Origin of the sequence: Salinibacter grassmerensis, assembly GCF_947077765.1 — a bacterium.
Classification (GTDB): domain Bacteria; phylum Bacteroidota; class Rhodothermia; order Rhodothermales; family Salinibacteraceae; genus Salinibacter; species Salinibacter grassmerensis.
Genome location: NZ_CAMTTF010000003.1, coordinates 416,988 through 442,680 on the forward strand (window position 1 = coordinate 416,988; position 25,693 = coordinate 442,680).

The 25,693-nt window shown below is 65.0% G+C and carries 25 protein-coding genes and 1 tRNA gene; 9 read left to right on the forward strand and 17 right to left on the reverse strand.

The annotated features are described in order from the left end of the window. Window positions 1-6 precede the first annotated feature (6 nt). Window positions 7-1,563 (reverse strand): insulinase family protein, encoded by a 1,557-nt coding sequence (locus tag OJB03_RS09015; RefSeq protein ID WP_263786663.1) that lies wholly within the window; start codon window positions 1,561-1,563, stop codon window positions 7-9. A 206-nt stretch (window positions 1,564-1,769) separates the two neighbouring features. Between OJB03_RS09015 and OJB03_RS09020 the strand changes: the two genes are divergently transcribed. Then, window positions 1,770-2,063 (forward strand): DUF493 domain-containing protein, encoded by a 294-nt coding sequence (locus tag OJB03_RS09020; protein ID WP_103021327.1) that lies wholly within the window; start codon window positions 1,770-1,772, stop codon window positions 2,061-2,063. Window positions 2,064-2,099: 36 nt separating this feature from the next. Further along, a complete protein-coding gene (locus OJB03_RS09025) occupies window positions 2,100-2,660 on the forward strand; it encodes a rhodanese-like domain-containing protein (RefSeq protein ID WP_263786664.1) in 561 nt (186 codons plus the stop codon). Between the two features lie 565 nt (window positions 2,661-3,225). Here OJB03_RS09025 and OJB03_RS09030 read toward each other — a convergent pair. From OJB03_RS09030 to thiO, 7 genes are all read right to left on the reverse strand, one after another. Beyond that, window positions 3,226-4,176, reverse strand: coding sequence for a cyclase family protein (locus OJB03_RS09030; protein WP_263786665.1), 951 nt, complete (start codon window positions 4,174-4,176; stop codon window positions 3,226-3,228). Window positions 4,177-4,351: 175 nt separating this feature from the next. Beyond that, a tRNA-Arg gene (locus OJB03_RS09035) sits at window positions 4,352-4,425 on the reverse strand. Between the two features lie 114 nt (window positions 4,426-4,539). Continuing rightward, window positions 4,540-5,382, reverse strand: a complete 843-nt coding sequence (gene thiD, locus OJB03_RS09040; protein ID WP_263786666.1) for a bifunctional hydroxymethylpyrimidine kinase/phosphomethylpyrimidine kinase — start codon at window positions 5,380-5,382, stop codon at window positions 4,540-4,542. A 49-nt stretch (window positions 5,383-5,431) separates the two neighbouring features. Then, entirely contained in the window at window positions 5,432-6,073 is a 642-nt protein-coding gene (locus tag OJB03_RS09045; RefSeq protein ID WP_263786667.1) for a thiamine phosphate synthase, read from the reverse strand. A 93-nt stretch (window positions 6,074-6,166) separates the two neighbouring features. Beyond that, on the reverse strand, window positions 6,167-6,988 hold the full coding sequence (gene thiG / locus OJB03_RS09050) for a thiazole synthase (protein WP_263786668.1): 822 nt from the start codon (window positions 6,986-6,988) through the stop codon (window positions 6,167-6,169). A gap of 49 nt (window positions 6,989-7,037) precedes the next feature. Beyond that, complete coding sequence (gene thiS / locus OJB03_RS09055; protein WP_263786669.1) at window positions 7,038-7,280, reverse strand: sulfur carrier protein ThiS; 243 nt, start codon at window positions 7,278-7,280, stop codon at window positions 7,038-7,040. Then, window positions 7,277-8,416: a glycine oxidase ThiO gene (gene thiO / locus OJB03_RS09060; RefSeq protein ID WP_263786670.1), complete on the reverse strand. Its 1,140-nt coding sequence runs from the start codon at window positions 8,414-8,416 to the stop codon at window positions 7,277-7,279. Before thiO ends, thiS begins: the two co-directional genes overlap by 4 nt. 182 nt (window positions 8,417-8,598) lie before the next feature. Between thiO and OJB03_RS09065 the strand changes: the two genes are divergently transcribed. Together OJB03_RS09065 and OJB03_RS09070 are read left to right on the forward strand one after the other, a co-directional pair. Further along, on the forward strand, window positions 8,599-9,675 hold the full coding sequence (locus tag OJB03_RS09065; protein WP_263786671.1) for an NAD(P)/FAD-dependent oxidoreductase: 1,077 nt from the start codon (window positions 8,599-8,601) through the stop codon (window positions 9,673-9,675). A gap of 45 nt (window positions 9,676-9,720) precedes the next feature. Further along, a complete protein-coding gene (locus tag OJB03_RS09070) occupies window positions 9,721-11,133 on the forward strand; it encodes a pyridoxal phosphate-dependent decarboxylase family protein (RefSeq protein WP_263786672.1) in 1,413 nt (470 codons plus the stop codon). A 30-nt stretch (window positions 11,134-11,163) separates the two neighbouring features. On the opposite strand, the gene OJB03_RS09075 is transcribed toward OJB03_RS09070, so the two are convergent. The 5 genes from OJB03_RS09075 to OJB03_RS09095 form a co-directional block, all read right to left on the reverse strand. Then, on the reverse strand, window positions 11,164-11,706 hold the full coding sequence (locus OJB03_RS09075) for an SPOR domain-containing protein (protein ID WP_263786673.1): 543 nt from the start codon (window positions 11,704-11,706) through the stop codon (window positions 11,164-11,166). 46 nt (window positions 11,707-11,752) lie between these two features. Then, window positions 11,753-12,643, reverse strand: a complete 891-nt coding sequence (locus tag OJB03_RS09080) for an aldehyde dehydrogenase family protein (RefSeq protein WP_263786674.1) — start codon at window positions 12,641-12,643, stop codon at window positions 11,753-11,755. Continuing rightward, window positions 12,544-14,133: an aldehyde dehydrogenase family protein gene (locus OJB03_RS09085; protein WP_263786675.1), complete on the reverse strand. Its 1,590-nt coding sequence runs from the start codon at window positions 14,131-14,133 to the stop codon at window positions 12,544-12,546. The genes OJB03_RS09080 and OJB03_RS09085 overlap by 100 nt, the downstream gene beginning before the upstream one ends. 50 nt (window positions 14,134-14,183) lie before the next feature. Then, window positions 14,184-15,101 (reverse strand): deoxyribose-phosphate aldolase, encoded by a 918-nt coding sequence (gene deoC, locus OJB03_RS09090; RefSeq protein ID WP_263786676.1) that lies wholly within the window; start codon window positions 15,099-15,101, stop codon window positions 14,184-14,186. Window positions 15,102-15,204: 103 nt separating this feature from the next. Next, complete coding sequence (locus tag OJB03_RS09095; RefSeq protein ID WP_263786677.1) at window positions 15,205-16,599, reverse strand: sigma-54-dependent transcriptional regulator; 1,395 nt, start codon at window positions 16,597-16,599, stop codon at window positions 15,205-15,207. A gap of 265 nt (window positions 16,600-16,864) precedes the next feature. Between OJB03_RS09095 and OJB03_RS09100 the strand changes: the two genes are divergently transcribed. The 4 genes from OJB03_RS09100 (at window position 16,865) to OJB03_RS09115 (ending at window position 20,924) form a co-directional block, all read left to right on the forward strand. Further along, window positions 16,865-17,830: an ABC transporter substrate-binding protein gene (locus OJB03_RS09100; RefSeq protein ID WP_263786678.1), complete on the forward strand. Its 966-nt coding sequence runs from the start codon at window positions 16,865-16,867 to the stop codon at window positions 17,828-17,830. Then, window positions 17,827-18,852, forward strand: coding sequence for a FecCD family ABC transporter permease (locus OJB03_RS09105; RefSeq protein WP_263786680.1), 1,026 nt, complete (start codon window positions 17,827-17,829; stop codon window positions 18,850-18,852). The genes OJB03_RS09100 and OJB03_RS09105 overlap by 4 nt, the downstream gene beginning before the upstream one ends. A gap of 142 nt (window positions 18,853-18,994) precedes the next feature. Then, window positions 18,995-20,062: a polyprenyl synthetase family protein gene (locus OJB03_RS09110; protein WP_263786681.1), complete on the forward strand. Its 1,068-nt coding sequence runs from the start codon at window positions 18,995-18,997 to the stop codon at window positions 20,060-20,062. Between the two features lie 97 nt (window positions 20,063-20,159). Beyond that, entirely contained in the window at window positions 20,160-20,924 is a 765-nt protein-coding gene (locus OJB03_RS09115; RefSeq protein ID WP_263786682.1) for an MBL fold metallo-hydrolase, read from the forward strand. 5 nt (window positions 20,925-20,929) lie between these two features. On the opposite strand, the gene trhA is transcribed toward OJB03_RS09115, so the two are convergent. After that, a complete protein-coding gene (gene trhA / locus OJB03_RS09120; RefSeq protein ID WP_263786683.1) occupies window positions 20,930-21,622 on the reverse strand; it encodes a PAQR family membrane homeostasis protein TrhA in 693 nt (230 codons plus the stop codon). Window positions 21,623-21,697: 75 nt separating this feature from the next. Then, window positions 21,698-22,261, reverse strand: a complete 564-nt coding sequence (locus OJB03_RS09125; protein ID WP_263786685.1) for a YkvA family protein — start codon at window positions 22,259-22,261, stop codon at window positions 21,698-21,700. 207 nt (window positions 22,262-22,468) lie between these two features. Here OJB03_RS09125 and OJB03_RS09130 point away from each other — a divergent pair, with 207 nt between their 5' ends. Further along, window positions 22,469-22,888 (forward strand): OsmC family protein, encoded by a 420-nt coding sequence (locus OJB03_RS09130; protein ID WP_263786687.1) that lies wholly within the window; start codon window positions 22,469-22,471, stop codon window positions 22,886-22,888. A gap of 69 nt (window positions 22,889-22,957) precedes the next feature. Here the strand turns inward: OJB03_RS09130 and OJB03_RS09135 are convergent, their stop codons facing one another. Then, window positions 22,958-24,640, reverse strand: coding sequence for an acyl-CoA carboxylase subunit beta (locus OJB03_RS09135; RefSeq protein WP_263786690.1), 1,683 nt, complete (start codon window positions 24,638-24,640; stop codon window positions 22,958-22,960). A gap of 830 nt (window positions 24,641-25,470) precedes the next feature. After that, entirely contained in the window at window positions 25,471-25,665 is a 195-nt protein-coding gene (locus tag OJB03_RS09140; protein ID WP_263786692.1) for a general stress protein CsbD, read from the reverse strand. Window positions 25,666-25,693: the final 28 nt, after the last annotated feature.

The window sequence follows — 25,693 nt, forward strand, 5'->3', positions numbered from 1 at the left end:
GACGCGTCAGTTCGCGGCGGCCGTGGGCTGCTGCTCATCGTCGGTCGTTTTAATCATGGCGACGGTGCGGTTGCTCTGCTTGAACGTGTTCTGTGCCACCCGTTGCACATCGTCGGCCGTGATGGATTCGATGGCGTCGAGCCGCCGAAACACCGAGCGCCAGTCCCCCTTCAGCTCCTCCATCTGGGCAAATTGCAGGGCGAGTCCCTGATTGGAGTCGAGCTGTCCGATGAGATTGGACCGTGCCCGCGTCTTCGCCCGCTCGAGCTCTTCCTGCGTGATGCCGTTCTCCTTGATGGCTTCCAATTCATCGTAGATCATGTGCTCCACACTATCCGGCGAGACTCCCCGGTTGGGCACCCCGAAGATGCCGAACATGGTGTCGTACTTGCTACCCGGAAAAGCCGGCAGGGCCTGGACCTGAAGGGCCTTCTCCTCGGTCACCAGGCTCTCGTAGAGACGACTCGTGCGGCCGCCCGTCAGCACATCCGAAAGCACATCATAAACGGGCGCGTCCTCGTTCTGCATACTGCCACGATGAAACCCGACCATTACGAACGGCTGGGTCTGCTCGCGGATAACAGTCCGGCGTTCGCTAATCTGCTCCGGCTCTTCGGTCCGGACCGGAAGCGGCTCACCCCCACCGGTCAGGCTTCCAAAGTACTCCTCTGCGAGGGACCGCATCTGCTCCGGGTCGACGTCCCCGGCGATCCCGACAGTAAGGTTGCGCGGGCCGTAGTGCTTCTCAAAAAACTTCTTGGCGTCGGTCCGCGACAGCTTTTCGAGGTCCGACATGTGGCCGATGGTCGGATTGCCGTAGGGATGCGCCTTGAAGGCTGTGGTCAAGAACTCTTCGACCAAACGGCCTGTGGGACTCGACTCGGTGCGCTGGCGACGCTCCTCCATGACCACGTCGCGCTCAGTATAAAACTCGCGAAGGACCGGGTTCGCGAATCGGTCGGATTCGAGGGCAAAAAACAGCTCTGCCTTGTTGGCCGGCAGGCTGTAAAAGTACCGGGTCGCGTCGGACGACGTACTGGCGTTGATTCCGCTCGCCCCATTCCGTTCCAGGATGTTTTCAAACTCTCCCTTCTCAATGTACGACTCGGCCTCTTGCGTGGCCTGCTCAAACTGTTCCTCTAGCTCCGTGATGCGGGACGAGTCGGCCTGCGGGCCTTTCGCCCGCTCCCGTCGAAGCTGCAGGTAGACCTCCTCCTGGCGCTCCAGAGCCTGCATTTCGTTCTCGATGTCCTTCGTGCTGATCGTGGTCGTGCCCTTGAACGCCATGTGTTCGAACATATGGGCGATGCCAGTCTTGCCCTCCGGCTCGTCGACCGACCCCACGTCGGCGTACGTCGCGAACGAGGCAACGGGCGCATCATGGCGCTCGATCACCACGAAGTCCAACCCGTTGTCCAGCGTGAAGGTGGTTACCTTGTCCTCAAATTGCTGCAGCAAGTCTTGCCCCTGCGCGGGCAGTGCCGCACCCGCCAGCAGGACCAGGAGTGCCGTGAACGTGAGGCCGATCCGCGACCCGTACTCGCGAAGCGAAGTCCAATCCATAAAACACGGAGACGCTTTGAAATGAGAGTGACATCAAGCATGGTTAATAACGGCCCTACTCTGCTGATTTGATACAGCCCCACCCCCGCCCGCACTGTCGTTTATTGACAATTTCACACTTTCCCTACGTCCTGCTCCGAAGAACGAACCGATACCGCGACGCGTAAATGGGTTACCAAGGGCTTTCAAACCAACCTTCTTCTTTGATGCAGTTTATCAATCAGCCGGACGCCGAAAACGACGAGGCCTGGTGGGACCGTTTTGAGGAATTGCTCGACGACCAGAACGACTGGCCGACACAATACACCTTCAAATTTATCGCCCCGGCGGCCCGACTGGACGACCTGAAAGCCGTGTTCGACGACCACCCGGTCCGGGTTCGGGAGTCCAGCAAGGGAAACTACAAGAGCGTGACCGCCCACCTCCGCATGTCGTCCAGTGAGGAGGTCGTCGAGATCTACGAACGGGCCTCCGGCATTGAAGACGTGATCGCTCTGTAGGCGTCCTCTTCTTTCTTCCGAATGCCCTTCCCAACGATGCACAGGCTCTTCGCGTCGCTGCTGTGTGCGGTGGCCCTCCAGGCCGGTTGCTCAGAGGCACTGACCTGGCGGGCGGTCGACCACATGATCGCAACCGACTACCCAGATGTCACCGCCCTCACCACCGACTCGCTCGCCGAACAGTTGGCCGACGATGCATCCCCTACTCCTGTCTTGTTAGACGCCCGCTCGCCCGAGGAATACGCTGTGAGCCACCTGCGGGGAGCACGGCGTGTGAGCCCGTCGGCGGAGGCTTACCCGGCACTGGACAGCCTCGCAGCGGACACGCCAATCGTGGTGTACTGCTCGGTCGGATACCGGTCCGCAGGCGTGGTGGCGGCGCTGCAGACGCAAGGCTTTTCCCACGTCTACAACCTAGAGGGCTCCATCTTCCGCTGGGCAAACCAGGGGCGACCGGTCTACCGGGACGGCAAGCCGGTGTCCGCCGTCCACCCGTACGATGCGTCCTGGGGCCAGCTGCTGACGGATTCCTTGCGGGCCTACCAGGCGCCCGGGGACCGTACACCGCAAGAGCAGGGGTCCCTCGACGAATTGTAGATCAACCTGGGAGCTTCTATCCTTATCATAGCGCTATCACTGCAATAACAGAAGTAAGTGGCTCCCCTCGACGGGTACGCGAGGCCGCGGGGCGTTGGAGAGGGCCCTCAACTAGACGGCTTTCCCGACGGACAGTCCAGAGCTTTCGGAGACTACCCGCAATACTATTGGTCACCGAGCAAGGCCGTTCGCAAAGCGAGATGCTCATGTGCGCAGCTTAGGAGATCTGCTCGGCCTCCGTACACAATTGGATGCACAGCCCCCCGGACCCGGCGATGTAGTGAGGGTTCGGAGAACGGCGACGCCCGAATCGGGGACTGCAAGACCACCTTCAGCCAGTCGAAACGTAGAGAGAAGCTGCCCAGCTGACTGGCCCCGACCAATACAGTACGTTGAGCCCCGAAAGACGGGCTCATGGTGTAGACAGCGCTATTCGTCGGGCCCCGGTCGTTCAGACCTGTGAGGTTCGCTCGTGGAGGAGGCGAGGGCTCAGCGTATGTCCGTCTCGCGGATTGCATCGCCCTGGAAGCGTCTTCAGACTTCGCAGCGGGTGCGCATCCGGAGGTTACTGTTCTGAGTCCGCCGGGGCGGGGCGCATGACTCCATTCTCATCCCGCTGCAGCGGCTGGTCGTGTTCGGGGAGGGGCGCACCGGGCGCCTCGTCCATCGTTACGCCGTGCTCCCAGTCGGGCGGGCAGATGGCGACGTAGCGGGCATAGCCACCGGTGCCCCCCTTCGGCTTGGCAAACCCGATGGCGATAAGGGCACCACGCTCCGGCACCTGGTCCAGGTTCGTCACCCCCTCGGCCTGCGCATAGTTGTTGTTGAGGATCCAGTCTTCGGTGACAAGGCCAGCGGTCGTATCTGTGTCGAGCGGCTCGTGGCCGTGGAAGAGAATGTCCCGCTCCTCGTGGAGATACTTGGCCGTCTCCAGAGCCACACCGGGGAACGGCGTCTGGTTGTAGCGGTCCGGCTCGGTCGTCCACCGCTCGTGCCAGTCGGACCGAAACATCACCACCGCCCCGGCCGGAATCTCTCCGTGCTCCTCCTCCCAGGCCTTCACGTCGTCCACTTTCGCGTGGTAGCCCGGCTCCTTGGCAACCTTCTCATGCACGTCTACCACCACGAGCGGACGGACCGCGTAGGTTGGGGGCAGGTCGCTGATCGTAGCACCGCGCTTGTTCCAGTGAGCCGGCGGGTCGAGTTGCGTGCCGTACTGATCGGTTGGCAGCACGTAGGAGGTGGCGACGAAGCCATGCTCGTCGTAGGTGTACGTCTCCCCCTCCTCCACGTACCCCGGGATGGCGTTTCCGGCCGCCGCGGCGCCAAACTTGGCGTTGTTGAACCCGGGCCAGACGGGACTCGTGGGTTCGAAGGCGAACGTAAGGTCCACGTACTTCGCTCCCTTCAGGTGGTGCTGATACATGGTCCAAAGCCCATGATCCTGGGCCTGCGCGGAACCGGCTAGAACGAACGCTAAGAGAAGCAATCCGCAGCGGCGCATGGAACGAGGCATCAGTCTGATGAGCGAGGATTGACCGAAGAGCAGAGGGCGGGAATCCTTGATTCTTAACGTAGTCCTCATTCCGCACAGGGTCAATTCCTCTTGCCTGAACGCCACGTCCACGGCCGACAAAGAAAACCCCTCAGCCTCACAGGGAGACCGAGGGGGGACAGCAGATTAGAAAAGGCCTGCCCGGGAGGATTCGAACCCCCGGCCTCAGCCACCGCAAGGCTGCGCTCTGTCCAACTGAGCTACGGGCAGGTATGGTGATCGCGTCGTCTCTTTGCAAGAAGCATCGTATACACGCCCCGTCAAACCCAAAAGATCCTTTCGTCGACGGTCTTACGAAGTGTTCATGCTGTCGAGGCCCAGCGGCTACGTCGACACGGCGGTTACATCGGTCTCGGCAAGGGCCGCCTCGGGGTCGAGGTGAAAAAAGTGGTTCGTGGGCCCCCGTCCGTGCCCGAGCGGCAGGGCGTGGCGGATGGCGCCGGTCACGTACCGCTTTGCCCGGTCCACGGCCGCGCCCAGGTCGTGCCCCTTCGCCAGGTGAGCGGCGATGGCGGAGGCGTAGGTACAGCCAGTGCCGTGGGTATGCTCCGTATCGATCCGTGGGGCCTGGAAGCGCCGGGTCGTCTCGCCGTCTGTGAGCACGTCCACCGCATCGTCGGCTCCGGACAGGTGCCCTCCTTTTACGAGCACGGCGTCCGGGCCGTGCTCCAGCAGCGCCTCCGCGGCCGCCCGCAGGTCATCAGGCGTTTCGATCTCCACGTCGGTGAGGTGCTCCGCCTCGTGGACGTTCGGCGTGACGAGGGTGGCCAGGGGAAGGAGATCGTTGACCAGCGTGTCAATGGCCTCGTCCTGTAGCAGCTTGAATCCCGTCTTTGATATCATGACCGGATCAACCACGAACGGGCGTAGGTCGTGGGTCGCCACTCGATCGGCCACCGCCTCGATAATTGGGGGCGCCGAGAGCATCCCGGTCTTGGTCACCTGGACGTCCATGTCGGTCACGACAGCGTCGATCTGGGCGGCCACGAGTGACGGCGGCAGGTCGTGCGCCTGCGCAACCTCTTCGGTGTTCTGCGCCGTGATGGCTGCGAGGGCCGACGTGCCAAAGACGCCGTTCGCCTCCAGGGCCTTGAGATCGGCCTGGATGCCGGCGCCCCCTCCAGAGTCGCTTCCGGCGATGGTGAGGGCTACTGGTTTCGTGGGCATAAGCGAGACGGATGTTGGTCAAGGCAGTGCGGTAGTGGTGGAGCGCCTCCTAGGCGTGCTCGGCGAGTGCGCGCAGGTAGGCACGAGCCGCGGCGCGGGGCGTGTCTACGTTCATGATTCCCGACAGCACGGCCACCCCACGGGCGCCGGCTGCCCGGCACACCGAAACCCGTTCGGGGGTGATGCCGCCGAGGGCAAATACAGGCACCGGGGCCGCGGCGCGACAAAAAGCGCGAAGCGGCCCTACACCCGCTGGGGGCTGATCCGGCTTGCTGGAGGTTGGAAAAACCGGACTAAAAAAGTAATAATCAACCCCCTGTGTGCGTCCCCCCTCCGCCTCAACATGTTCGTGGGCGGAGTAGCCGATGAGGGCCCCCGCCCCCAGCAGCTCACGGGTCTTTTCCACCGAGGGCCCTCGCCACCCGACGTGTGCCCCGCCTCCGAGCGCCTCCGCGACATCGACGCGACTGTTGACCGTAACGGTGACGCCGTCGGCCGCGGCCCGGAGACGATCCGCAAGAGTGTGCGCCGCCGTCGCGAATGCCTCTGGGCCCGCCTCATGATCCCGCAGGTGCACCCAGCGCACCCCCGCCCGCACCGCCTCGATCGCCCGATCAGCCCGGGCGTCGCTCGTAAAGCCGTCGGCAATGAGGGCCAGGCGGGGATATGGAAGGGCGCCCATGAGTGGCATCGAAGAACTTAGGGTTCACTGCTGACGACACGTTCAGGGAGTACGCACCGGGAGGTCCGCAAAGGATGCACACCGGGAGCCCTGTTCTCCTTGTCACGTCCCAATCCGTCCCTCCATGGACGACGACGCATCGGCGTACAGACGCCGTGGCATGCGTCCGGCGTGGTGGGCCGTCCGCCCGGCCTCAACCGCCCGGCGCATGGCACGGCCCATGTCGACCGGATGCTGGGCCTGGGCAATCGCCGTGTTGAGCAGGATGCCGTCGTAGCCCAGCTCCATCGCCGTCACGGCGTCGCTCGCCGTCCCAATCCCGGCGTCGACGATCAGGGGCGTGTCCTCGATCATCTCACGGATGATGCGCAGGTTGTACGGATTGACGATGCCCATGCCACTCCCGATGGGCGATCCGAGGGGCATGACGGCCGCACACCCGAGGTCCGCCAGCTTGCGGCACGTAATGGGGTCGTCGTTGGCGTAGGCGAGGACCGTAAAGCCGTCGTCGACGAGCGTCTTTGCGGCGTCAAGCAGCTGCTCTACGTCCGGCATGAGCGTCTCGTCGTCCCCAATCACCTCCAGCTTGAGGAGGTCCGTGCCCAGGGCCTCTCGGGCAAGGCGCGCCGTCAAGACCGCCTCGCGGGCGGTGTAGCAGCCCGCCGTGTTCGGCAGGATCTCGTACCCGCCCCTGCGAAGAAGATCAAGGTGACTCTCGGGGGCCGGATTCTCGATGTTGACCCGCCGGATGGCAACGGTGACCAGTTCGGTCCCCGTCGCCTCCAGGGCATCAAGCATGACCTGCGGGTTTGGGTAGCGGCTCGTCCCCACGATGATGCGGGACGAGAAGGAATGGTCGCCCACCACGAGGGCGTCGTCCGTCTCGTTCGCGACCGTTCCGTTGGCGTGCGTGGCGTCACTCATAATCAGACTGTTCAACGCAAAAGACCTCGGTGCTCTCGATCCCCCGCTCTTACCCGCCCGGCTGTGCCTGGATCACCTCAATCGAGTCCTCCTCGGCCAGCCGCACGTCCTCCCAATCCTGTCGGCGAACCACGCTCTCATTGAGCGCCACCGCAACCCCGGCGGTCTCGTCCTCATTATCGGGATCGATCTCCAGGTCCCGGAGCAGCTCGGTCAACGGATACTCCTCGGGCACAGTGCGCCCGTTCCCGTTGACCGTGATGGGAATGGAGGTGTCGGTCGGGGAACTCATGCAGACCTTGTCGGGGACTTGGCATCGGAAAAACGACGGGGAGAAAACGGCTGTAGCCAGTCCGAGGTTTCTCCGGTGCGAATCAGTCGCGCCATCTCTTCGGCCGTGATGGGCGTCAGCAGGATCCCGTGACGATAGTGCCCAGTCGCCATGAGCACGCCGGGCGCCGCCGACCGTCCCAGGAGGGGGGCGTGGTCGCGGCTCGCGGGCCGCAATCCGGCCCATGTCTCGTCGACCGGCAGGTCTCGGATGCCCGGCACCACTTCCCATCCGCCCTCCAGGAGGTCGTAGAGCCCCCCCGCCGTCACCGTCGTGTCGAAGCCCATTTCTTCGCTCGTGGCCCCCATCACGATCCGCCCGTCACTCTTGGGAGCAAGGTATGCCTCCGGCCCCCGAATCACGTGCCGAAGGTCGAAGGGGCGTTTGCTGCGCAGTTGAATCGACTGTCCCTTCACGGGACGCACCGGCGGCGTCGCGTCGGGCGTGAGGCCGTCCAACTCGCGAGACCAGACGCCCGCCGCCACCACGACACGTTTTCCCTCGATGCGCTCGCCACCGGCCGTCCGGACCGCCGGGACCTCCCCGTCCGGCACGACGGCCTCAACGGGTGTGTCTTCGTGCAGCGTGCCCCCCTCCGCCTCGAACGCCGTCCGCAGGGCCTCCACGAGGCGGCGGTTGTCAACCTGGTGATCCGAGGGCGCGTACACGGCGGCGGCGAGGCTCGGGGACACGAACGGCTCCACGTCGCGCGCTTCCTCCCCGGTGAGCCACTCCACGTCCAGGCCCTGGTCTCGCTGGAACTCGTAGAGCCGTTCCAGCGCCTCGGCGGCGTCGCGGTCGTCGGCCACGATGAGCGTCCCCTCGTCGCGGTAGTCGACCGACTGGCCGGACGCCGCCTCCACCCGATCGGCGAAGTCGGGCCAGCGCCGCAGGCTTTCCCGGTTGAAGTCGTAGAGTTCCCGCTCCTCGAATTCAATCTCGGCGTCGGGGGCCAGCATGCCCGCGGCCTGGTACGAGGTACCGCGCCCCGCCGTCTCCTTCTCGAGAACGGTCACGGGCGTTCCGCGGCGGACAAGCTCAAAGCCAATGCTCAGTCCGACGGTGCCCCCTCCAACGATCAGTACGTCTCGAGTCATGGCAAAGCGAACGATTCGTGCAACGCGTCCAATGAAGTGTTCGGGAGGCTCTCCGTGAGGAGATGTGCTGGAGGGTACAGCAACACAGTTTTGAACGAGTCATTTTATAAAAGTGTCCCGAACGCAAAGGCACGGGACGCGTGTGGGAGGCGGCCGTTGCACAAATGTCTGCTGTTTTTCGTATGCGTTACGACGCCGACATCATCGTCGTGGGGGCCGGCCTGGCCGGGGCCTGTGCGGCCTTTACCCTGAGCCGCAACCACGAGGTCCACGTGCTGGAGGCCGACGCCCCCGCGTCCGGGGCATCGGGGGCCGCCGCGGGCCTCGTCAACCCGTTCATGGGCCGCCGCGCCCGCCCCATCTGGCGCCTGCGGGAGGCCCTCGACGCCGTGCCGACGCTCCTGGAGGCGGCCGGCGCCCCAACCCTCTTTCCCGACACCGGCGTGCTCCGACCCGCCGTGGAGCCGGATCAAGTCGAGCCATTCCAGGAGGCCGCCGAGACGCATCCAGACCTTGCCACCTGGCTCTCTCCGGCCACGGTTCGAGATCGACATCCCGCTGTGCAGCCCGACCACGGTGCGCTCTTCGTCCCCCAGGGCGGCGCCGTGAACGTCGGGGCGATGGTCCGGGAACTTCTGGACGGGGCGACGACCCGCGGGGCAACGGTCGAGACGCAGGCGCCCGTTCTATACTGGCGCGAGACGCCCGGTGCCGCGGTGGTGGAGGTCGATCGCGGCACCGACACTGAAGACCTCCGGGCCGACCGCGTGGTCCTCGCCCTCGGGCAGGGCTACCCCCCGTTCCCGGAATTGCGGCGACTGGGACTGGGCGGCGTAAAGGGCCAGACCGTTCGCATCCGCCGCCCCGAGGCCCCCTCGGGTTCTCTTCCGCCGATGTCAGGGCGGGGCTACATCGTGCCCGAGGGCGACACGTTCGTCCTCGGTAGCAACTACGAAAACAACTTTGAAGACCTCACGCCCACTCCGGACGCGACCGAATACATCCAGGGGAAAACCAGCGACATGATCCCAGGCGTGCAACACGCTGAGGTGCTGGACGAGGTGGCGGGCGTCCGGGTAAAACACTCCGAAACGAACCTGCCGCTCCTCGGCCCCCTCCCCCGTCGCGATCGGCTCTGGACGTTTACCGCCCTCGGATCGAAGGGCCTCCTCACCGCCCCCCTTCTCGCCCTTGATCTGCCCACCTACCTCAACGCTCCTGGCAAAATCCCCGATCCTGTCTCCACGCTGAAGGGGTAGCCACCGGGGTCCGACCGCTACCATTCCAACCGTCAAGCTTCCAACGTGTCCACGCAACCCTCCCCCACCGCCGACGCCCTCCTCCGTCGCGCCCTCCAACACGTCGAGGACTGGGAGCAGTCCTGGGGCGCATTCGACCGCCACGACTCCCTCGACGTCCACTCGGACCGCCTTGACAGCGCCCTCGATGAATACCTGGAGCGCCTGGAGGGGAACTACCCGTTTCACCACCCGCGCTACGCGGGGCAGATGCTGAAGCCGCCCCATCCCGTTGCCCTGGCGGCGTACGCGGCGGCCCAGCGCATCAACCCCAACAACCACGCGCTCGACGGCGGGCCGCCCACCAGCCAGATGGAAAAGGAGGTCGTGGCCGACCTGGCCGGCATGCTCGGGCTTCCCGACACCAGCCTCGGCCACCTCACCGGCGGCGGCACCGTGGCCAACCTGGAGGCGCTCTGGGTGGCGCGCGAACTGCACCCGGACCAGGCGCTCGCCGTGGCGGAAAGCGCCCACTACACCCACGGGCGCATGAGCGACGTGCTGGACATGGAAGTGGTGCCCGTGCCGGCGGACGCCCACGGCCGGATCGACCTGGACGCCCTCGACCGCGTTCTGGACCAACACTCGATCGGGACCGTCGTGCTCACGGCCGGGACGACCGGGCTCGGCACGGTGGATCCGATCGACGACGCGATTCCGCTGTGTGAGGCGCACGACGCCCGCGTTCACGTAGACGGCGCCTACGGAGGCTTTTTTCGGCTGCTGACGGAGGACGCGGCACCCGAGATTCCGGGCTTTCCGGCGGAGCGATTTCGCGCGATCGAGGAGGCCGACTCCGTGGCGATCGATCCGCACAAGCACGGGCTCCAGCCGTACGGCTGCGGATGCATTCTCTTCCGCGACCCGGCGGTCGGGCGCTTCTACCAGCACGACTCGCCCTATACCTACTTCACGTCCGACGACCTGCATCTCGGCGAGATCAGCCTGGAGTGCTCACGTGCCGGGGCGGCGGCCGGGGCGCTCTGGTGCACGCTGAAGGCTCTGCCCCTGGAGCCGGACGACGGGCTCGGCCCCATCCTTGCCGCCTGCGTGCGGGCGGCCCGCACATGGACCGACGCGGTAGAGGACACCGATGCCCTCGACGTCGTGGCCCCCCCGGAGACCGACATCGTCTCGTACGTGCCCGCGACAACGGAATCGTCCCTCTCCGCCGTCCACGAGGCGAGCCAGGCCCTCTTCGACGCGGCCATGAACGACCCGGACGATCCCATCTTCACCAGCGTCTACCGGCTCTCTGCGGACGTGCTGACGGCCCTTCGCCCGTCTCTCACCGCCGATCGGGACGAGGCCGCCGTCCTGCGCAGCGTGCTAATGAAGCCGGAGCACGAGACGTACGCTCCCGATCTGGTGGACCGGCTCGCGACCAAGGCCCAGTCGCTCAAGCCCTCGGCGTCGTAGTGCGCCCATCGCGCCCTTGCTTCTTCACCGTTACCTCGTCACCGTCACCGTGCCGCGGGAGATGAAGGCATTCGGATACGCGCTTCTGACGAACGCAAGCGCCTCCTCAGCCGCGTCGCGCCCGGCAAAGGCCCCCATCCGCACCCGGTAGTACGGCTGCGAGTACTGAACGACGATGGGCGGCTCCTCCCCCAGCACCGAGGTTGGGGCCTCCGCCTTGTGGTTCTCCCACCACTGCCGCACCTTCACCTGAAAGTCCTGCGCCGCCTGCTTGTCCCGCGCCGAGAACACCTGAACCCGAAACCCCTCGACGGTTTGCTGCACGCCCTCGTCCGCCCGCCCCTGTAGCAGCCGGTCGGGCACCTGGTGGGTTACCCCCACGGTGCGCTCCGGCGGGCGGGCGTCGTACGCCGACGGATCGAACGTCTCGTACTCGGCCACCGACGACGCCTTGTCCGTGGGCTCCGGCGCAGGCTCGGCGGGGCCGCCCTGCCCGGAGGTCTGCGACGTCCCGGTACAGGCACCCAGCACGACGGCTAGCGCGAGGACGGCGAGGGGTGAATAGAGACGCATGACGGAACGGAAATTGGCGAAGGAATGCATCAGGGGACGTCCGACACTATCGCCCGACCGGGTGCCAGGTGGTCTTGAACTCCACAAACGGCGTGATCCAGTAGGGCGACTGACTCTCGTCGGCCCGCCACTCAGCGGGCGAGCGATCCGGGCGAAACTCCATCCGCGTGACGCTCTCCGCTCCTTCTCGCTCCAGGATGGTCCGCTCCTCGGTCGACGCGCCGACGCTCAGTATGGCATCCACGTCGCGGTGCCCCCCCACGTGCCCCCGTAGCTCCTCCCGGTGGCCGGTGAGAATGTTTACGACCCCACCCGGCAGGTCACTCGTGTCGAGCACCTCCGCCAGATCGAGGGCCAATGCCGGGGCGTCGTTCTCCACGACCAGGACGACGGCGTTGCCGGGCACGATGATCGGGGCCATGCAGGAGACGAGCCCCAGGAGCGGCGCGGTCTCTGGACAGAACGCGGCGACGACGCCCGACGGCTCGGGCACGGAGAAGTCGAAGTGCGAGCTCGCCACGGGATTGATGCTCCCGAACACCTGCGCGAATTTGTCGGTCCAGCCCGTGTAGTAGACGAGCCGGTCAATCGCCGCGTCCACCTCCGCCGCGGCCGCGTCGGGGTCGTATCCGGCGGTGTCGACCAGGGCGTCGACGAATGCCTGTCGACGAGACTCTAGCATCTCGCCCATGCGGTACAGGATCTGCCCACGGTTGAAGGCACTGCGCGCGCCCCAGCCCTCCTGGGCATCGCGGGCCGCGACCACCGCATCCCGAAAGTCCTTGCGCGACGCGCGACAGATGTTGGCCACGAATTCGCCGGTCTGGTCAGTGGCGGTTATGTATCGTCCGCTTTCGGTTCGGGGGAAGTCCCCGCCGATGTAGAGCTTGCGGGTCTTGTAGACGGGGAGCCGTTCGTGGGCGTCTGTGCCTGCCATGACTGCGATGGACGTTCGAGGTACGGAAGAAGACCGTGGACACCCCCCTCGCGGCCGAAGCCGCTTTCTTTGTAGCCGCCGAAGGGGCTGGCGGGATCGAACTTGTTGTAGGTATTGCCCCAGATCACGCCGCTTTTGAGCGCCTGCGAGATCGAGAAGAGCTTCGAGCCCTTGTCGCTCCAGATGCCGGAGGCGAGGCCATACTCGGTGTTGTTGGCACGCTCGACCGCCTCCTCGGGGGTGCGGAACGTGGTGACCGACAGGACGGGCCCAAAGATCTCCTCCTGCGCAATCCGGTGGGACTGCGTCACGTTGGTGAAGAACGTGGGCGGAAACCAGAAGCCGTCGTCCGGCAGATCGCACTCCGGCTGGAACTTGTCGGCGCCCTCCCGCTCTCCGACATCCACGAGGCGGCGAATTTTCTCCAGCTGCTGCCTCGAGTTGATTGCCCCGATGTCGGTGTTCTTGTCAAGCGGATCGCCCACCCGGAGCGTCGCGATGCGCTGCCGCAGCTTCTCGGTCACCTCGTCGGCGACGCTTTCCTGAACCAGCAGTCGCGACCCCGCGCAGCAGACGTGCCCCTGGTTGAAGTAGATGCCGTCAACGATGCCCTCTACGGCCTGGTCGATGGGCGCGTCTTCGAAGACGATGTTGGCCCCCTTCCCCCCCAGTTCCAGCGTGAGGCGTTTCTTCGTCCCCGCGAGCTGCTTCTGGATGTGTTTGCCCACCCCGGTGGAGCCGGTAAATGCAACCTTGTCAACGTCCGGGTGCTCCACGAGGGCCGCCCCCGCCTCGCCCGCGCCCTGTACAATGTTGACGACCCCGGGCGGCAGGCCCGCCTCCTGGATGACCTCCGCGAGCTTGAGGGCCGTGAGGGGGGTGGTCTCGGCCGGCTTGAGCACGACCGTGTTGCCCGTGGCGAGGGCCGGGGCCAGCTTCCACGCCGCCATCAGGAGCGGAAAGTTCCAGGGGATGATCTGGCCACAGACGCCCAACGAGCGGGGACGGCCCGGACCCGGCAGGGCGTACTCCAGCTTGTCGGCCCATCCGGCGTAGTGGAAGAAGTGGGCCGCCACGAGCGGGATGTCCATGTCGCGCGACTCCCGGATCGGCTTGCCCCCATCCATCGACTCCAGCACCGCAAACTCGCGGGACTTCTCCTTGATCATCCGCCCGATCCGGTAGATGTACTTCGCCCGCTCTTTTCCGGGCAGGTCGCGCCAGTGCGACTCGTACGCCGTCCGGGCGGCCCCGACCGCCTCGTCGACGACGGTCTCGTCGGCGAGCCCCACCTCCGCGATCGTCTCCTCCGTCGCCGGATTGATCGATGGGAAGTATTCGTCCGTGTCCCGGAACGCCCCGTCGACGAACGCGCCGTAGCGATCCTCCAGGCGCACGTGATCGGCGGACTGCGGCGCGGGGGCGTACTCCCACTCGTCGCCAAAGAGCAGCTCGCGGGCGGTATCGGGGGCGGCTCCTAACTCAGCCATATCGGAAAAGTCGTTATCCACAAAGATGCAGAACAGTCCGCGCTGGGCCGTCACCCGAGCGACAGGTATCGCTTCGAGTGGTAGCGTCCGTGCCGCTCCTTCTCCAGTTGCAGGAGCAGGTCGTTGAGCAGCGACGAGGCCCCAATCCGGAACCGCTCGGGCGTGAGCCACGCGTCGCCGAGCACCTCCTTGACCATGACGAGGTAGCGCAGCGCTGGCTTTGCCTTCCGGATGCCCCCGGCCGGCTTCATCCCCACTTTTCGCCCCGTCTCACGGTAAAAGTCGCGAATCGCCTCCAGCATCACGAGCGTCACCGGCATGGTGGCGGCGGGCATCACCTTGCCGGTGGACGTCTTGATGAAGTCGGCCCCGGCGTCCATCGCGATGCGGCTTGCGAGGCGGACCGCGTCGTAGGTCTCCAGCTCGCCGGTCTCCAGGATTACCTTCAGGTGCTTCTCACCGGACGCTTCGGCCAGCGCGCTGATCTCCCGGTGCACCCGCCCGTACTCGCCGGACAGGAACGCGTTGCGGTTGATCACGACGTCGATCTCGTCGGCCCCAGCGTCCCGCACCCGTTCCACCTCGGCCACTCGCTCATCGAGGGCGGCCTGCCCACTCGGAAAGTAGCTCGCCACCGACGCGATCTGGATGTCCGTGCCCTCCACGTGCTCGCGGGCCACCGGCACCATCGGCGGGTACACGCAGACGGCCCCGACGGACAGGTGGTCTCGACTGCCACCGGGGGCGGGCGTGCGGGCCTTCTGGCAAAGCGATTTCACCTTGCCCGGCGTATCGGCACCCTCCAGCGTCGTGAGGTCGAGCATGGCGATGAGCCGTTTCAACCCCTCCACCTTCGCCTCCTTCTTGATGCTGCGACTGGCGAGACGAGAGGCGCGCTCCCGGGCGGCCACCTCGTCGACGGTGGGCACCTGCGGCGGGCGGTATGCAGCGGCGGGAGACTGTGGCATGGGGCGGGCCGGATGGGGCCGAAGCAATGCTGGTGGAGAGACTTCAACGGGGAACCAAAACGAATGGGATTCCGGACCGATCCCAGCCCGGACGGAACCGTGGCTACCGATCCACGACTTCGTCGAGGTCGTAGCGTTTGCGCTTGTCCCACAGCGTCTTCTTGGAGATGCCGAGGTCGTTCGCAATGTCGGCGTAGCTGTCGTCCGCCCGCGTCTCGAGCGTGCGCCGGATGTAGGCCTTTTCCACGTCCTTGAGCGTCTGTCCCAGGGCAAACTGAAACCCGTTGTTGCCCACCGGCTGCGCCTGGTCGTCGAGGCGACTGGGCGGGGCGAGCGTCAGGTCGTCGGCCTTGATTTGATCGCCGTCTACAAAAATCATGGCCCGCTCGATGACGTTCCGGAGTTCACGGACGTTTCCGGGCCAGGTGTGGTTTAGCAGCTTCTCTCGTGCCGGATTCGTGAAGCCGCTCACGTCGCTGCCGAACTCCCGGTTGAACTCGGAGACGATATGCTTGCCAATTAGCAGCACGTCGTCCCCCATGGACCGCAGCGGCGGCATCTTGACGTTCACGACGTTGATGCGAAAAAACAGGTCCTTTCGAAATTCCTCCTCCTGGACGCTCTTTTCGAGATTGGAGTTGGTGGCGCAAAGAATCCGCACGTCTGCGCTCTTGTCTTCCACCCCGCCAAGGCGCCGGAACTCTCGGCTTTCCAGAAACGAGAGCAGCTTCGCCTGCAGGGCAAGGCTCATCGAGTCGATCTCGTCAAGAAACAGGGTGCCCCCGTCGGCCACCTCGATCAGTCCCTCCTTCGAGTCCCGTGCGTCGGTGAAGGCCCCCTCCTCATAGCCAAACAGCTCGGCCTCAAGCAGGTTGTCGGGCAGGGACGCGCAGTCGATGTCGGTGAACGCCTCTTCGGCCCGTGGGGAGTTGTAATGAAGCGTCTGGGCCGCGAGGTTTTTCCCGGTTCCTGTTTCGCCGGTAAAGAGCACCGTCGTGTTGGACGCGTTGCAGAGCGTCTCAAGGGTTTCTCGGACCTTCATGACCGGCTCACTCTCGCCCAGGATCCCCTCGATGGGATACTGCTTCTGCTTTTCGGTCTTGATCTGCTTGAGCTCCTGCTGCGCCCCGTAAAGCTCAATGGCCTTCTCCAGGAGGGCCCGCATCTCCTCCAGGTTGACGGGCTTCTCTAGATAGTGAAACGCCCCCTGCCGCATGGCCTCCACGGCCGTCTGCACCGACGAGTGGGCCGTCATGATGATGATGGGCACATCGAGGTCTCGCTCGTTCAGGTTCTCCATGAGCTCCACCCCATCCATCTGCGGCATGATCATGTCGGTCACGACCACGTCCGGATCTTCACTGCTCTCGTCGAGCGCCTCCAGGAGCGAGTTCGGATTGACGAAGGCATTGACGTCATAGCCGTCCCGCTCCAGCACGTTGCTGAACAAGTTTCCAATTTTCGGCTCGTCGTCGACAACGAAAATTCGCTTGCTCATGGGAATCCTGGGGTCTCTGCACCGATAATGGACCGCGGCGGCTGTGCCCGTTTCCGCCCGCAACGGCTGATTTGGTTTGCAAGAAGAGATAACTAATGTAAAGAGCGTTCTCCTTCCTGTCCAACTCCCTGGAAGATTCTTCCATTTTGCGTCGCCCGGTCCGTAAATATGTAGATATTTTGCCTCGCCCCCCGCTCTGCCAACACCTCTTTCCCCCCGGAGTACAAGCGGGGCGATCGTCACTTGTCCCACTCCACACCGCTCTATGGCGCACCGTTCTCTCGGTCTACTGCTCTTCATCGTCGTGCTCATGGGCGGGTGTGGAGACACTGCCCCCGACGACGGGTCCCGAACCGTCACCGACGACCTTGACCGGACGGTCGCCCTTGATCCTGCCGTCCAGCGGGTGGTGTCCCTCGCCCCCAACCTCACCGAGATCGCCCACGCCGCCGGCGCTGGGGACCGGCTGGTGGCAATCACCTCGTCGGGCGACTACCCGCCCCCGGTGGACACACTGCCTCACGTGAGTGCCCTGCCCGTCGACTTTGAAGCCGTGGCGGCGCAGGAACCGGATCTCGTGCTGGCCACCGACCAAATCAACGCGCCCGGCGACACAGACACATTTGAGGCCCTCGACATGCCGATCTACTTCTTCTCGTTCGGGTCGGTCGACGACATCCTGACCAGCATCGAGACCATGGGGCAGCTTCTGGGGACCGAGGCCGCCGCCGCAGACAGTGCCGCGGCCCTGCAATCTTCCCTCGATGCCCTCCGCGCCCGAACAGACTCCATCCCGGACGCTGAGCGGCCTCGTGTGCTGGTGCTGGTTGGGGACGATACGCTCTACAGCTTCGGACGTGGGAGCTACGTGCACACCCTGGTCGACATGGCCGGCGGACGAAGCATCACGGCCGACGTCGACAACCAGGCCCCCACCCTCAGCGACGAGTACGTCCTTCAGGAAAAGCCGGACGTGATTCTCGGGTTGTGGGGCAGCGACTACGACCCGGATCGCCTGCTCGACCTTCATCCGACGTGGGACGTGGTGCCGGCCCTCAAGAACGACCGTGTCCTGAGCGTCCCCACGTCCCTCATCGCCCGCCCCGGCCCTCGCGTCCTGCGGGGCACCCGGCGACTGGCGCGTGAGCTCCATCCCGGTCGCTTTCCGGCCCCGTCGGACTCCGCCGAGCACGTCCTCTCTTCCTCGATGTCGTCCCCCGCGGCCCCATGAAGCGCCCCTGGCTCGTCGGTTTGGGGCTAACGGCGGTCTTGATCGTCACGGTCGGGGCGGCCGTGGCGGTGGGCAGCACCACCACGGCCTGGGTCGACGTGTACCGGGTCCTTGCCCACCGGCTCTTCGGCCTCGGCCCGGCCCCGGACCCGACGGTCGATCGCATCGTGTGGCGCCTGCGCCTCCCGCGGGCCGTCCTGGCCTGTGTCGTCGGCGGTGGGCTCTCCATCATCGGGGTGGCGATGCAGACGCTCGTGCGCAACCCGCTCGCGGAGCCCTACATTCTGGGCATCTCTAGCGGCGCCTCGGCCGGGGCGTCGTTTTTCTACCTCGGCTTCCTGCCGCCCCTGCTTAGCAAAACCCTGACGATGCCCCTAGCTGCCTTCATCGGCGGACTGGCCTCCATCACGATCGTTTATCTCGTGGCCCGCGATGGCCTTCGCGTGTCGGTGGCCCGGCTGCTACTGGCCGGGGTGGCGATGTCTGCCCTCATGGCCTCCCTGACCTCGTTCGTCACTTTTTCCTCCCCGGAGCCGGACAAGCTGCGGGCGGTGCTCTTCTGGCTGCTCGGCTCGCTGAGCGGGGCGCGGTGGGAAATTCTCCCCATCCCGGCCGTCACAACCGCCCTCGGCCTCGGGGCGATGATGGTCCTCGCCCGCCCGCTCGACACCATGCTCGTGGGCGAGGAGCCGGCACAGAGCCTCGGGATGCCGGTCGAGGCCCTCAAGCGCGGCCTCATTGTCCTGGCGACGTTGGTTACGGGCACACTGGTGGCCGTCTCCGGCGCCATCGGATTCGTCGGGCTCATCGTGCCACATGCCGTCCGCCTGCTCGTGGGCGTGCCGCACCGGCGCCTCGTGCCCCTGAGCTTCGTCGGCGGGGCCATCTTCCTCTGCTGGGCCGACCTCGCCGCCCGCACGGTCTTGCCAGGCCAGGAGCTGCCCGTGGGCATCCTCACCGCCCTGTGCGGGGTGCCCTTCTTCCTGGTGCTGCTCCGCCGCCGCGCCTACCACTTTGGGTGACCGGCCATTTCGAGGAACTGGATCGCCGATCGCGGGACGAGCCCCAGTCCTCTTCTCACAGGCCCCGCAATGCCCCTAGCAAACCTTTTCCCGGGCCCCGACGTATCGCAGACAGACGCCTTGTTCTAAACTGAATCCCCAGATGCCCGACGCCTCGTCCGCCGCCACGAACGGCCGCGCCTCCGCCGACGCCTCCAGCGCCGACGGAGAGTCGCTCCCCCTGGATCGCCCCGTCCCCACCACGCTCGATGACATCCGCGTGCCGGTGGAGGACGACCTCGATGCCTTCCGCTCGTACTTTCGGGAGGCGATGCGCTCGGACCATATGCTGCTGGACAAGGTCACGCAGTACGTCTTGTGGCAGAAGGGGAAGCGCATCCGCCCCATCCTCGTGCTCCTGTCGGCCCAGGCCTGCGGGGGGGCCGCAACGGACCAGACCCACCGTGCCGCCGCCCTCGTCGAACTCCTGCACACCGCAACGCTCGTGCACGACGACGTGGTGGACGACGCGGAGGAGCGACGAAGCGCGTTCTCGATCAATGCCCTCTGGAAAAACAAAATCGCGGTCCTGCTCGGCGACTTCTTGCTGAGCCGCGGGCTTCTTCTCTCGCTCGACCACGACGACTACTCGGTGCTCCACACCCTCTCCGACGCGGTGCGCCGGATGAGCGAGGGCGAGCTGCTCCAGATCGAGAAGTCCCGCCTGCTCGACATCGACGAGGAAACGTACTTCCGCATCATCTCGGACAAGACCGCCTCTCTCATTTCCGCCTGTACCAAGAGCGGCGCCGTCAGCGTCACCGACGACGAGGCGCTCATCGAACGCATGGATGAGTTCGGGGAGACCCTGGGCCTCGCCTTCCAGATCCGGGACGACCTCTTTGACTTTAGCGCGGAGGACGCTGGGAAGCCGATCGGCATCGACCTGCAGGAGAAAAAGATGACGCTGCCCCTCATCGTGGCCCTGCGCGAGGCGGGACGACGCGAGAAGAAGCGCATCCTCGCCATCGTGGACCAGGACGAGAAGGACCGCGATGACCTCCGTACCATCGCGGACTTCGTGGACGAGTACGGCGGGATCGAACACGCCCGCCGGAAAATGGAATCGCTGGCGGCGGACGCCCGCTCGCTGCTGAGCGCCCTTCCGCCCTCTGAGGCGCGCGCCTCACTCGCCGGACTCACAGAGTTTGCCATCCAACGCTCCCGGTAGGGCCACTGCGGGGTTTCGATTTTCGGCGGGCGAATCGATCTGGCTGCAGCCTCCCTGGAGCTCGCCGCTCGACACTCGCAATTCGGCCCCTTCCCCTATGCCCGCGCTTCACCTCCTCGGCACCGGCGCCGCCCTCAGCGACTCGCACCGCACCACCACCATGCTGGCGGTCTCGGACGACGCGTCCCCCTCGAATACGCTCGTCGTGGACTGCGGCGGCGATGTGCTTCAGCGCCTGCAGGCCTGCGGCCGGTCCATCGATGACGTCGACGGCCTGATCGTGACACACGCCCACATGGACCACGCGAGTGGCTTTCCGCTCTTCATGGAGAAAATCTGGCTGGACGGGCGCGACCGCCCGATCCCAGTCTGTGGCATCGAGCCCGCCCTGGCCCAGGCCCAGCGCATGTGGGATGCGTTTGCGCCGGTGCACGAGGGCTGGGACGGCATCCCGCCCATCGACTGGCGCACGGTGCGGCACGAGCACGGGGCCTCCGCCTGGACCCAGGCCCCGTGGACCGTGACCGCGGCCCCGGTGGATCACGGCGATACGGCAAACGTGGGTCTCCGCTTCGGGCACGCCGACGGCGACGGCGTGCTGGCGTACTCCTGTGACACGGCCCCTACCTCCAGCGTCGTAGACCTGGCGCAGGGCGCCGACGTGCTGGTGCACGAGGCCAACGGCGTCGGGGACGGCCACTCGACCGCAGCGGGGGCGGCAGAGGTGGCCGCCGAGGCAGCGGTGGACCGGCTCGTGTTGGTCCACCTGCCCCCTGGGGACAAGAGCGAGGCACTCCGCGAGGCCCGGCGGGTCTTCCCCCATACAGACCTGGGGGAGGAACTCGGGACGTACGCGTGGTAACGGCGCTACAGGACGTATAGCACGACCGCGGCGTAGTGGCACGCACTGCCCACCAGCACGAAGACGTGCCAGATCGCGTGGCTGTAGCGCAAGGAGTGCCACCCGTAGAACAGGACGCCGATCGTGTAGGCCAGTCCGCCCGCCACGATCAGGAGCAGCCCCCCCACAGGGAGGGCCGTGCTCATCGGGTCCGCAAAGAGCACCCCCAGCCAGCCCATGAGCAGATACAGCGTCGTGGCCGCGGGGTGAAAGCGGTGCGTCGAGAACAGCTTGAAGAGCAGCCCCGCGAGGGCAATTCCCCACACCAGCGCAAGCACAGACCAGCCCCAGCCCTCGCGCATGAGCACCCCGGCAAACGGCGTGTAGGTGCCCGCGATGAGCAGAAAGATGGCGACGTGGTCGAGGATGCGAAGCGTCCGCTTTAGGCGGGCGGTGCCGACGCTGTGGTAGAGGGTGGAGGTGGCGTAGAGGAAGACCAGCGTGCCGCCAAAGACCGCCGAGGCGGCCAGGTCCCACCCACCGCCCGCCAGCCCCGACAGGACGAGCAGACCGATCCAGCCAATCAGACTCAACACGAGCCCAATCCCGTGGGTAATGGCGTTTGCCAGTTCTTCCTCGTAGGACTGCCGCTTGTGCGGCGCCATTGTCGGGTCTTGGGCAGGCTCGGAGACATCGCCCTCAAAGTTCCATGGAAGCATGAGAGACACCGCCTTTCGGCAACCAGTCAGGGAGGGGTGGAGACTCCATTCATAGCGTATGACGCATGTCGGCACCTACTGTTGCGAGGCAAGTCGGTCCTCGTCAGCCTCCGTCAGGGAGGGTTCCTCATCGTGCCGTGCACGCCGCCAGGTTCGATAATCCCGCAAATCTTGCTCCACAAGAGACAGGCAGGCCGACACGACGGCCGCGTCGTCGAGGAATCCCACAAGCGGGAGGGCATCCGGCACCAGATCGAACGGGTTGAGCACGTAGAGGAGCGCGAACCCGATGGCACTGAGGGTCCACACCGGAAGGGCTCGATAGCGCCCATCCCGGGCGTCCTGAACCAGCTGCAGGAGCAGGCGCCCGTCGTCCCAGAGACGACGAAGGCTCCCATCTTTTCGGAAGCGTGCCTCAATGGCCTCGGCGCGCTCGACCACCGTGTCGAGATCCGCCTCGGTGACCTGGCGGGCCTTCCTCTTCACATACCCCGTGTCGATGCGCGCAAGCCGGTCGGCAAGGCCTGAGTCGCGAAGGGCGCGGGCACGTGCCCTGAGCCGCGCGAGGACCGACGCCGGGGGCGTCTCCGGGGGCGCGTCTTGTGGGGCAACGGACCCGCCTGCCTGGCCATCAGCCATCGTGAAAGGAAGTAATTAGAGTAATGCGGAGTCTCTGAACGAGGCAGTCCGACGAGTGCTCCGCACGTTCACGCCGTAGGGGGTGCCGCCCTTGACGACCGCAGCCGTCTTCCCGTGCCGTTTCGGTCACTCAGTCCCGCTGATTCTCTGCCCCTTCGTTTCTATGTTGAGGTCCGAGCTCTTTTCCATCTTTCTCTTTCCGAACGCATGCACCTCAGCTTAGATCAAATCAACGATGCCATCCAGTTTCGGGGCACGAACGGCTCGTACGACGTGGCGATCGCCTCGACGGACGAGCAGGAGGGCCTGAGCCCGATGGAAATGGCGGCACTGAGTGTCGTCGGCTGCAGCAGCATCGACCTCCTGACCATTCTGGAGAAGCAGAAGCAGGACATTGAAGACTTCAACGCCGATATCGACGGGGAGCGGGCCGACGACTCTCCACGCGTGTTCACCGACCTACACATGCACTACGAGTTCAGCGGCGACGTGGACCCGGAGAAGGTCCGCCGGGCCATCAACCTGAGCCTCGACAAGTACTGCTCGGTGTCGAACATGGTCGACCAGACCGCCACCATTACGTTCGCCTTCACCGTCAACGGCGAGCGGTACGAGCAGGGCGAATAGTCGCTCTTCAAACAATGATTTCTCTTCGACGAGGGGCACGCAGATCGGAGCCCCTCCCCTCCTTTCGGCCTACGTCTGAATCACGCCGGGGTTGAAGCGCTCCAGCGTGGGGTTGTGGTCCACCATGTCCAGGCCGCGGGCAAGCCACTCACGTGTATCGTGCGGGTCGATGAGGGCATCCACCCACAGACGGGCCGCCGCGTAGTACGGCGTCGTCTGCTCCTCGTAGCGATTCTGGATTTTGGACAGCAGTTCCTGCTCGTCCTCCGTGGATAGCTCCTTTCCCTGCTTCTCCAGCTGTCGCACCTTGATTTGCTTGAGCACCTTCGACGCCTGCGTGCCCCCCATCACCGCGATCTTGGCCGTCGGCCACGCCAGGACGAGACGCGGGTCGTAGGCCCGCCCGCACATCGCGTAGTTGCCGGCGCCGTACGAGTTGCCCACCACGACGGTGAGCTTAGGCACAGTCGAATTTGACACCGCGTTGACCATCTTCGCCCCATCCTTAATGATGCCCCCCTGCTCGGCCCGTTTCCCCACCATGAAGCCCGTGACATCCTGGAAAAAGACGATCGGGATTTCCTTCTGGTTGCAGTTCATGATGAAGCGGGCCGCCTTGTCGGCAGCGTCGGCGTAAATGACGCCCCCCACCTGAATCTCGCCCTTCGAGTCGAGGTCCGTCCGGTTGCGCACCACGGCTCGCTGATTCGCCACGACCCCCACGTTCCATCCGTCGATGCGGGCGTAGCCGGTGAGGAGGGTGCGCCCGTAGCCCTCCTTGTACTCGGTCCAGGACTCCGCGTCGACAATCCGGGCCAGAATCTCGCGCATGTCGTACTGAGCGTTCCCCTCCGCTGGAAAAAGGCCGTACAGCTCGTCCGCCGGGTAGGCGGGCTCGACCGGCTCCTTTCGAGCGTATCCAAAGCGCTCTACCGGGCCGGAATGATCCACGATCGACCGGATCTTGTCGAGCGCCGCCTCGTCGTCCTCGACCTTGTGGTCGACCACGCCGGAGATTTCGGAATGGGTGGTGGCGCCCCCGAGCTCGTCCTTCTCCACGTCCTCCCCAATGGCCGCCTTCACGAGGTACGGCCCCGCCAAAAATACGGAGCCGGTGTCCTCCACAATGATGGCCTCGTCGCTCATGATGGGCAGGTAGGCCCCACCGGCCACACAGCTCCCCATGATGGCCGAAATTTGCGGGATGCCTTTGCTCGACAGCTTCGCGTTGTTGCGAAAAATGCGCCCAAAGTCGTCCTCGTCGGGGAAGATTTCGTCCTGCATCGGCAGGTAGACGCCCGCCGAGTCGACGAGGTAGATGATGGGCACATGGTTCTCCAACGCGATGTTCTGTGCGCGAAGGTTTTTCTTGGCCGTGATCGGAAACCAGGCCCCCGCCTTCACGGTGGCGTCGTTCGCCACGATCATGCATTCCTGGCCGCTGACGGGCCCCAGCCCCATGACCGTCCCCCCTGCCGGGCATCCCCCCTCGTCCTCGTACATCTCGTATCCGGCAAACAGCCCCAGTTCGCCAAACGCCGCCGGGTCGTCGACCAGGTACTCAATCCGTTCTCGGGCCGTGAGCTTTCCGCGTTCGTGCTCGCGATCGAGCTTTTCCTTACCGCCCCCCTTTCGCACCTCCGCGGCGCGCTCCTTCATCGTTTCGACGAGGGCCTCGTAATGGGCCGCTTGCTCCTGGAAGGAAGCGCTTTCAACTGGAGATTCGGTGCCTAGCGTACCAGAGTCGGACATGCAGCGACAAACGTTCCGGATGACGGGATGAGCGCGATATTGATTTCAAGCTAACCGACGCGGCCCCCAATCCAAAATGCTTCACCATCCCCGAACGGGCTGTTCACTGGGCCATACCGTCGAGAGAGAATGAGGCAGAAGGAATTATAAATATTCGGAAACATTTTGAGGGCAAGGCGTCCAAGTGCTGGGGATTTTTCAAATATCGCGCATTTGCCTGCTGCGGGAGGAAACAGACGTATGTACAAGCAACAAAAATTCTTCTCTGGCCCGTTTCGGCGGGTACATCGGCCCCGCCAGCGGGTTCGGCTGGACGACCTACGGGCCCGAAAGAAACGACGAGCGAGGCAGGTGCGAAAGGCTCGCCACCGGGCAGAGCAGAGCGAAAAATAGTAGCAACTCGGCCTTGCCCCGCAGATTAGTCTTGCCCAGAGGACCGACGATTGGCTCGATGGCCTCCCCTACCCTTTCGCCCCCCCCAACGCCTGTTTCGGGGGGGAGAAGACGAGCAACGTGCTTTCACGGGCCCGCGTTTTTTTGCTCCGCCCCGACCAGACCATCTTCATACCCGTCAGCTGACCCACTGGGTCTGTCCAGGACGGGCCTGCCAAGTACGGCGGGACACGGATGCAACAATGCCCCTGTGGTCCAACGCCGAACCCAAGCGAACCTGGGAAAACAGTCCCGATTGGGGCTCCTCCCGTTCTCCACAAATACAAAAAGCCCGTCCCCCGGCAGGGGACGAGCCCTTGTGGATGGGACCCGGTAGGTGCGTTAACCAGGAGCGTCCGGCTGACTCGGACGTCGCTAAGCCCTCAGCTCCGAACAAGCTACAGGATGGCGCTCATCTTGCGGCGAATTTCGTCGATGGGCTCTTCTGTCTTATCGTGGATCAGGCCCACGATTTTTGTGAAGTTGCCCCGAGCCCGCTTCATTTGTTTGTTGTCGAAGTCCGCCTCATCCCAGATGTCTTTGATCTGGTCTCGGACCCGACGCCAGTCCTCGTTCATTTTTTCCGTCGCCATAACCGGCCTTATGTAGTTTGTGAGCAGA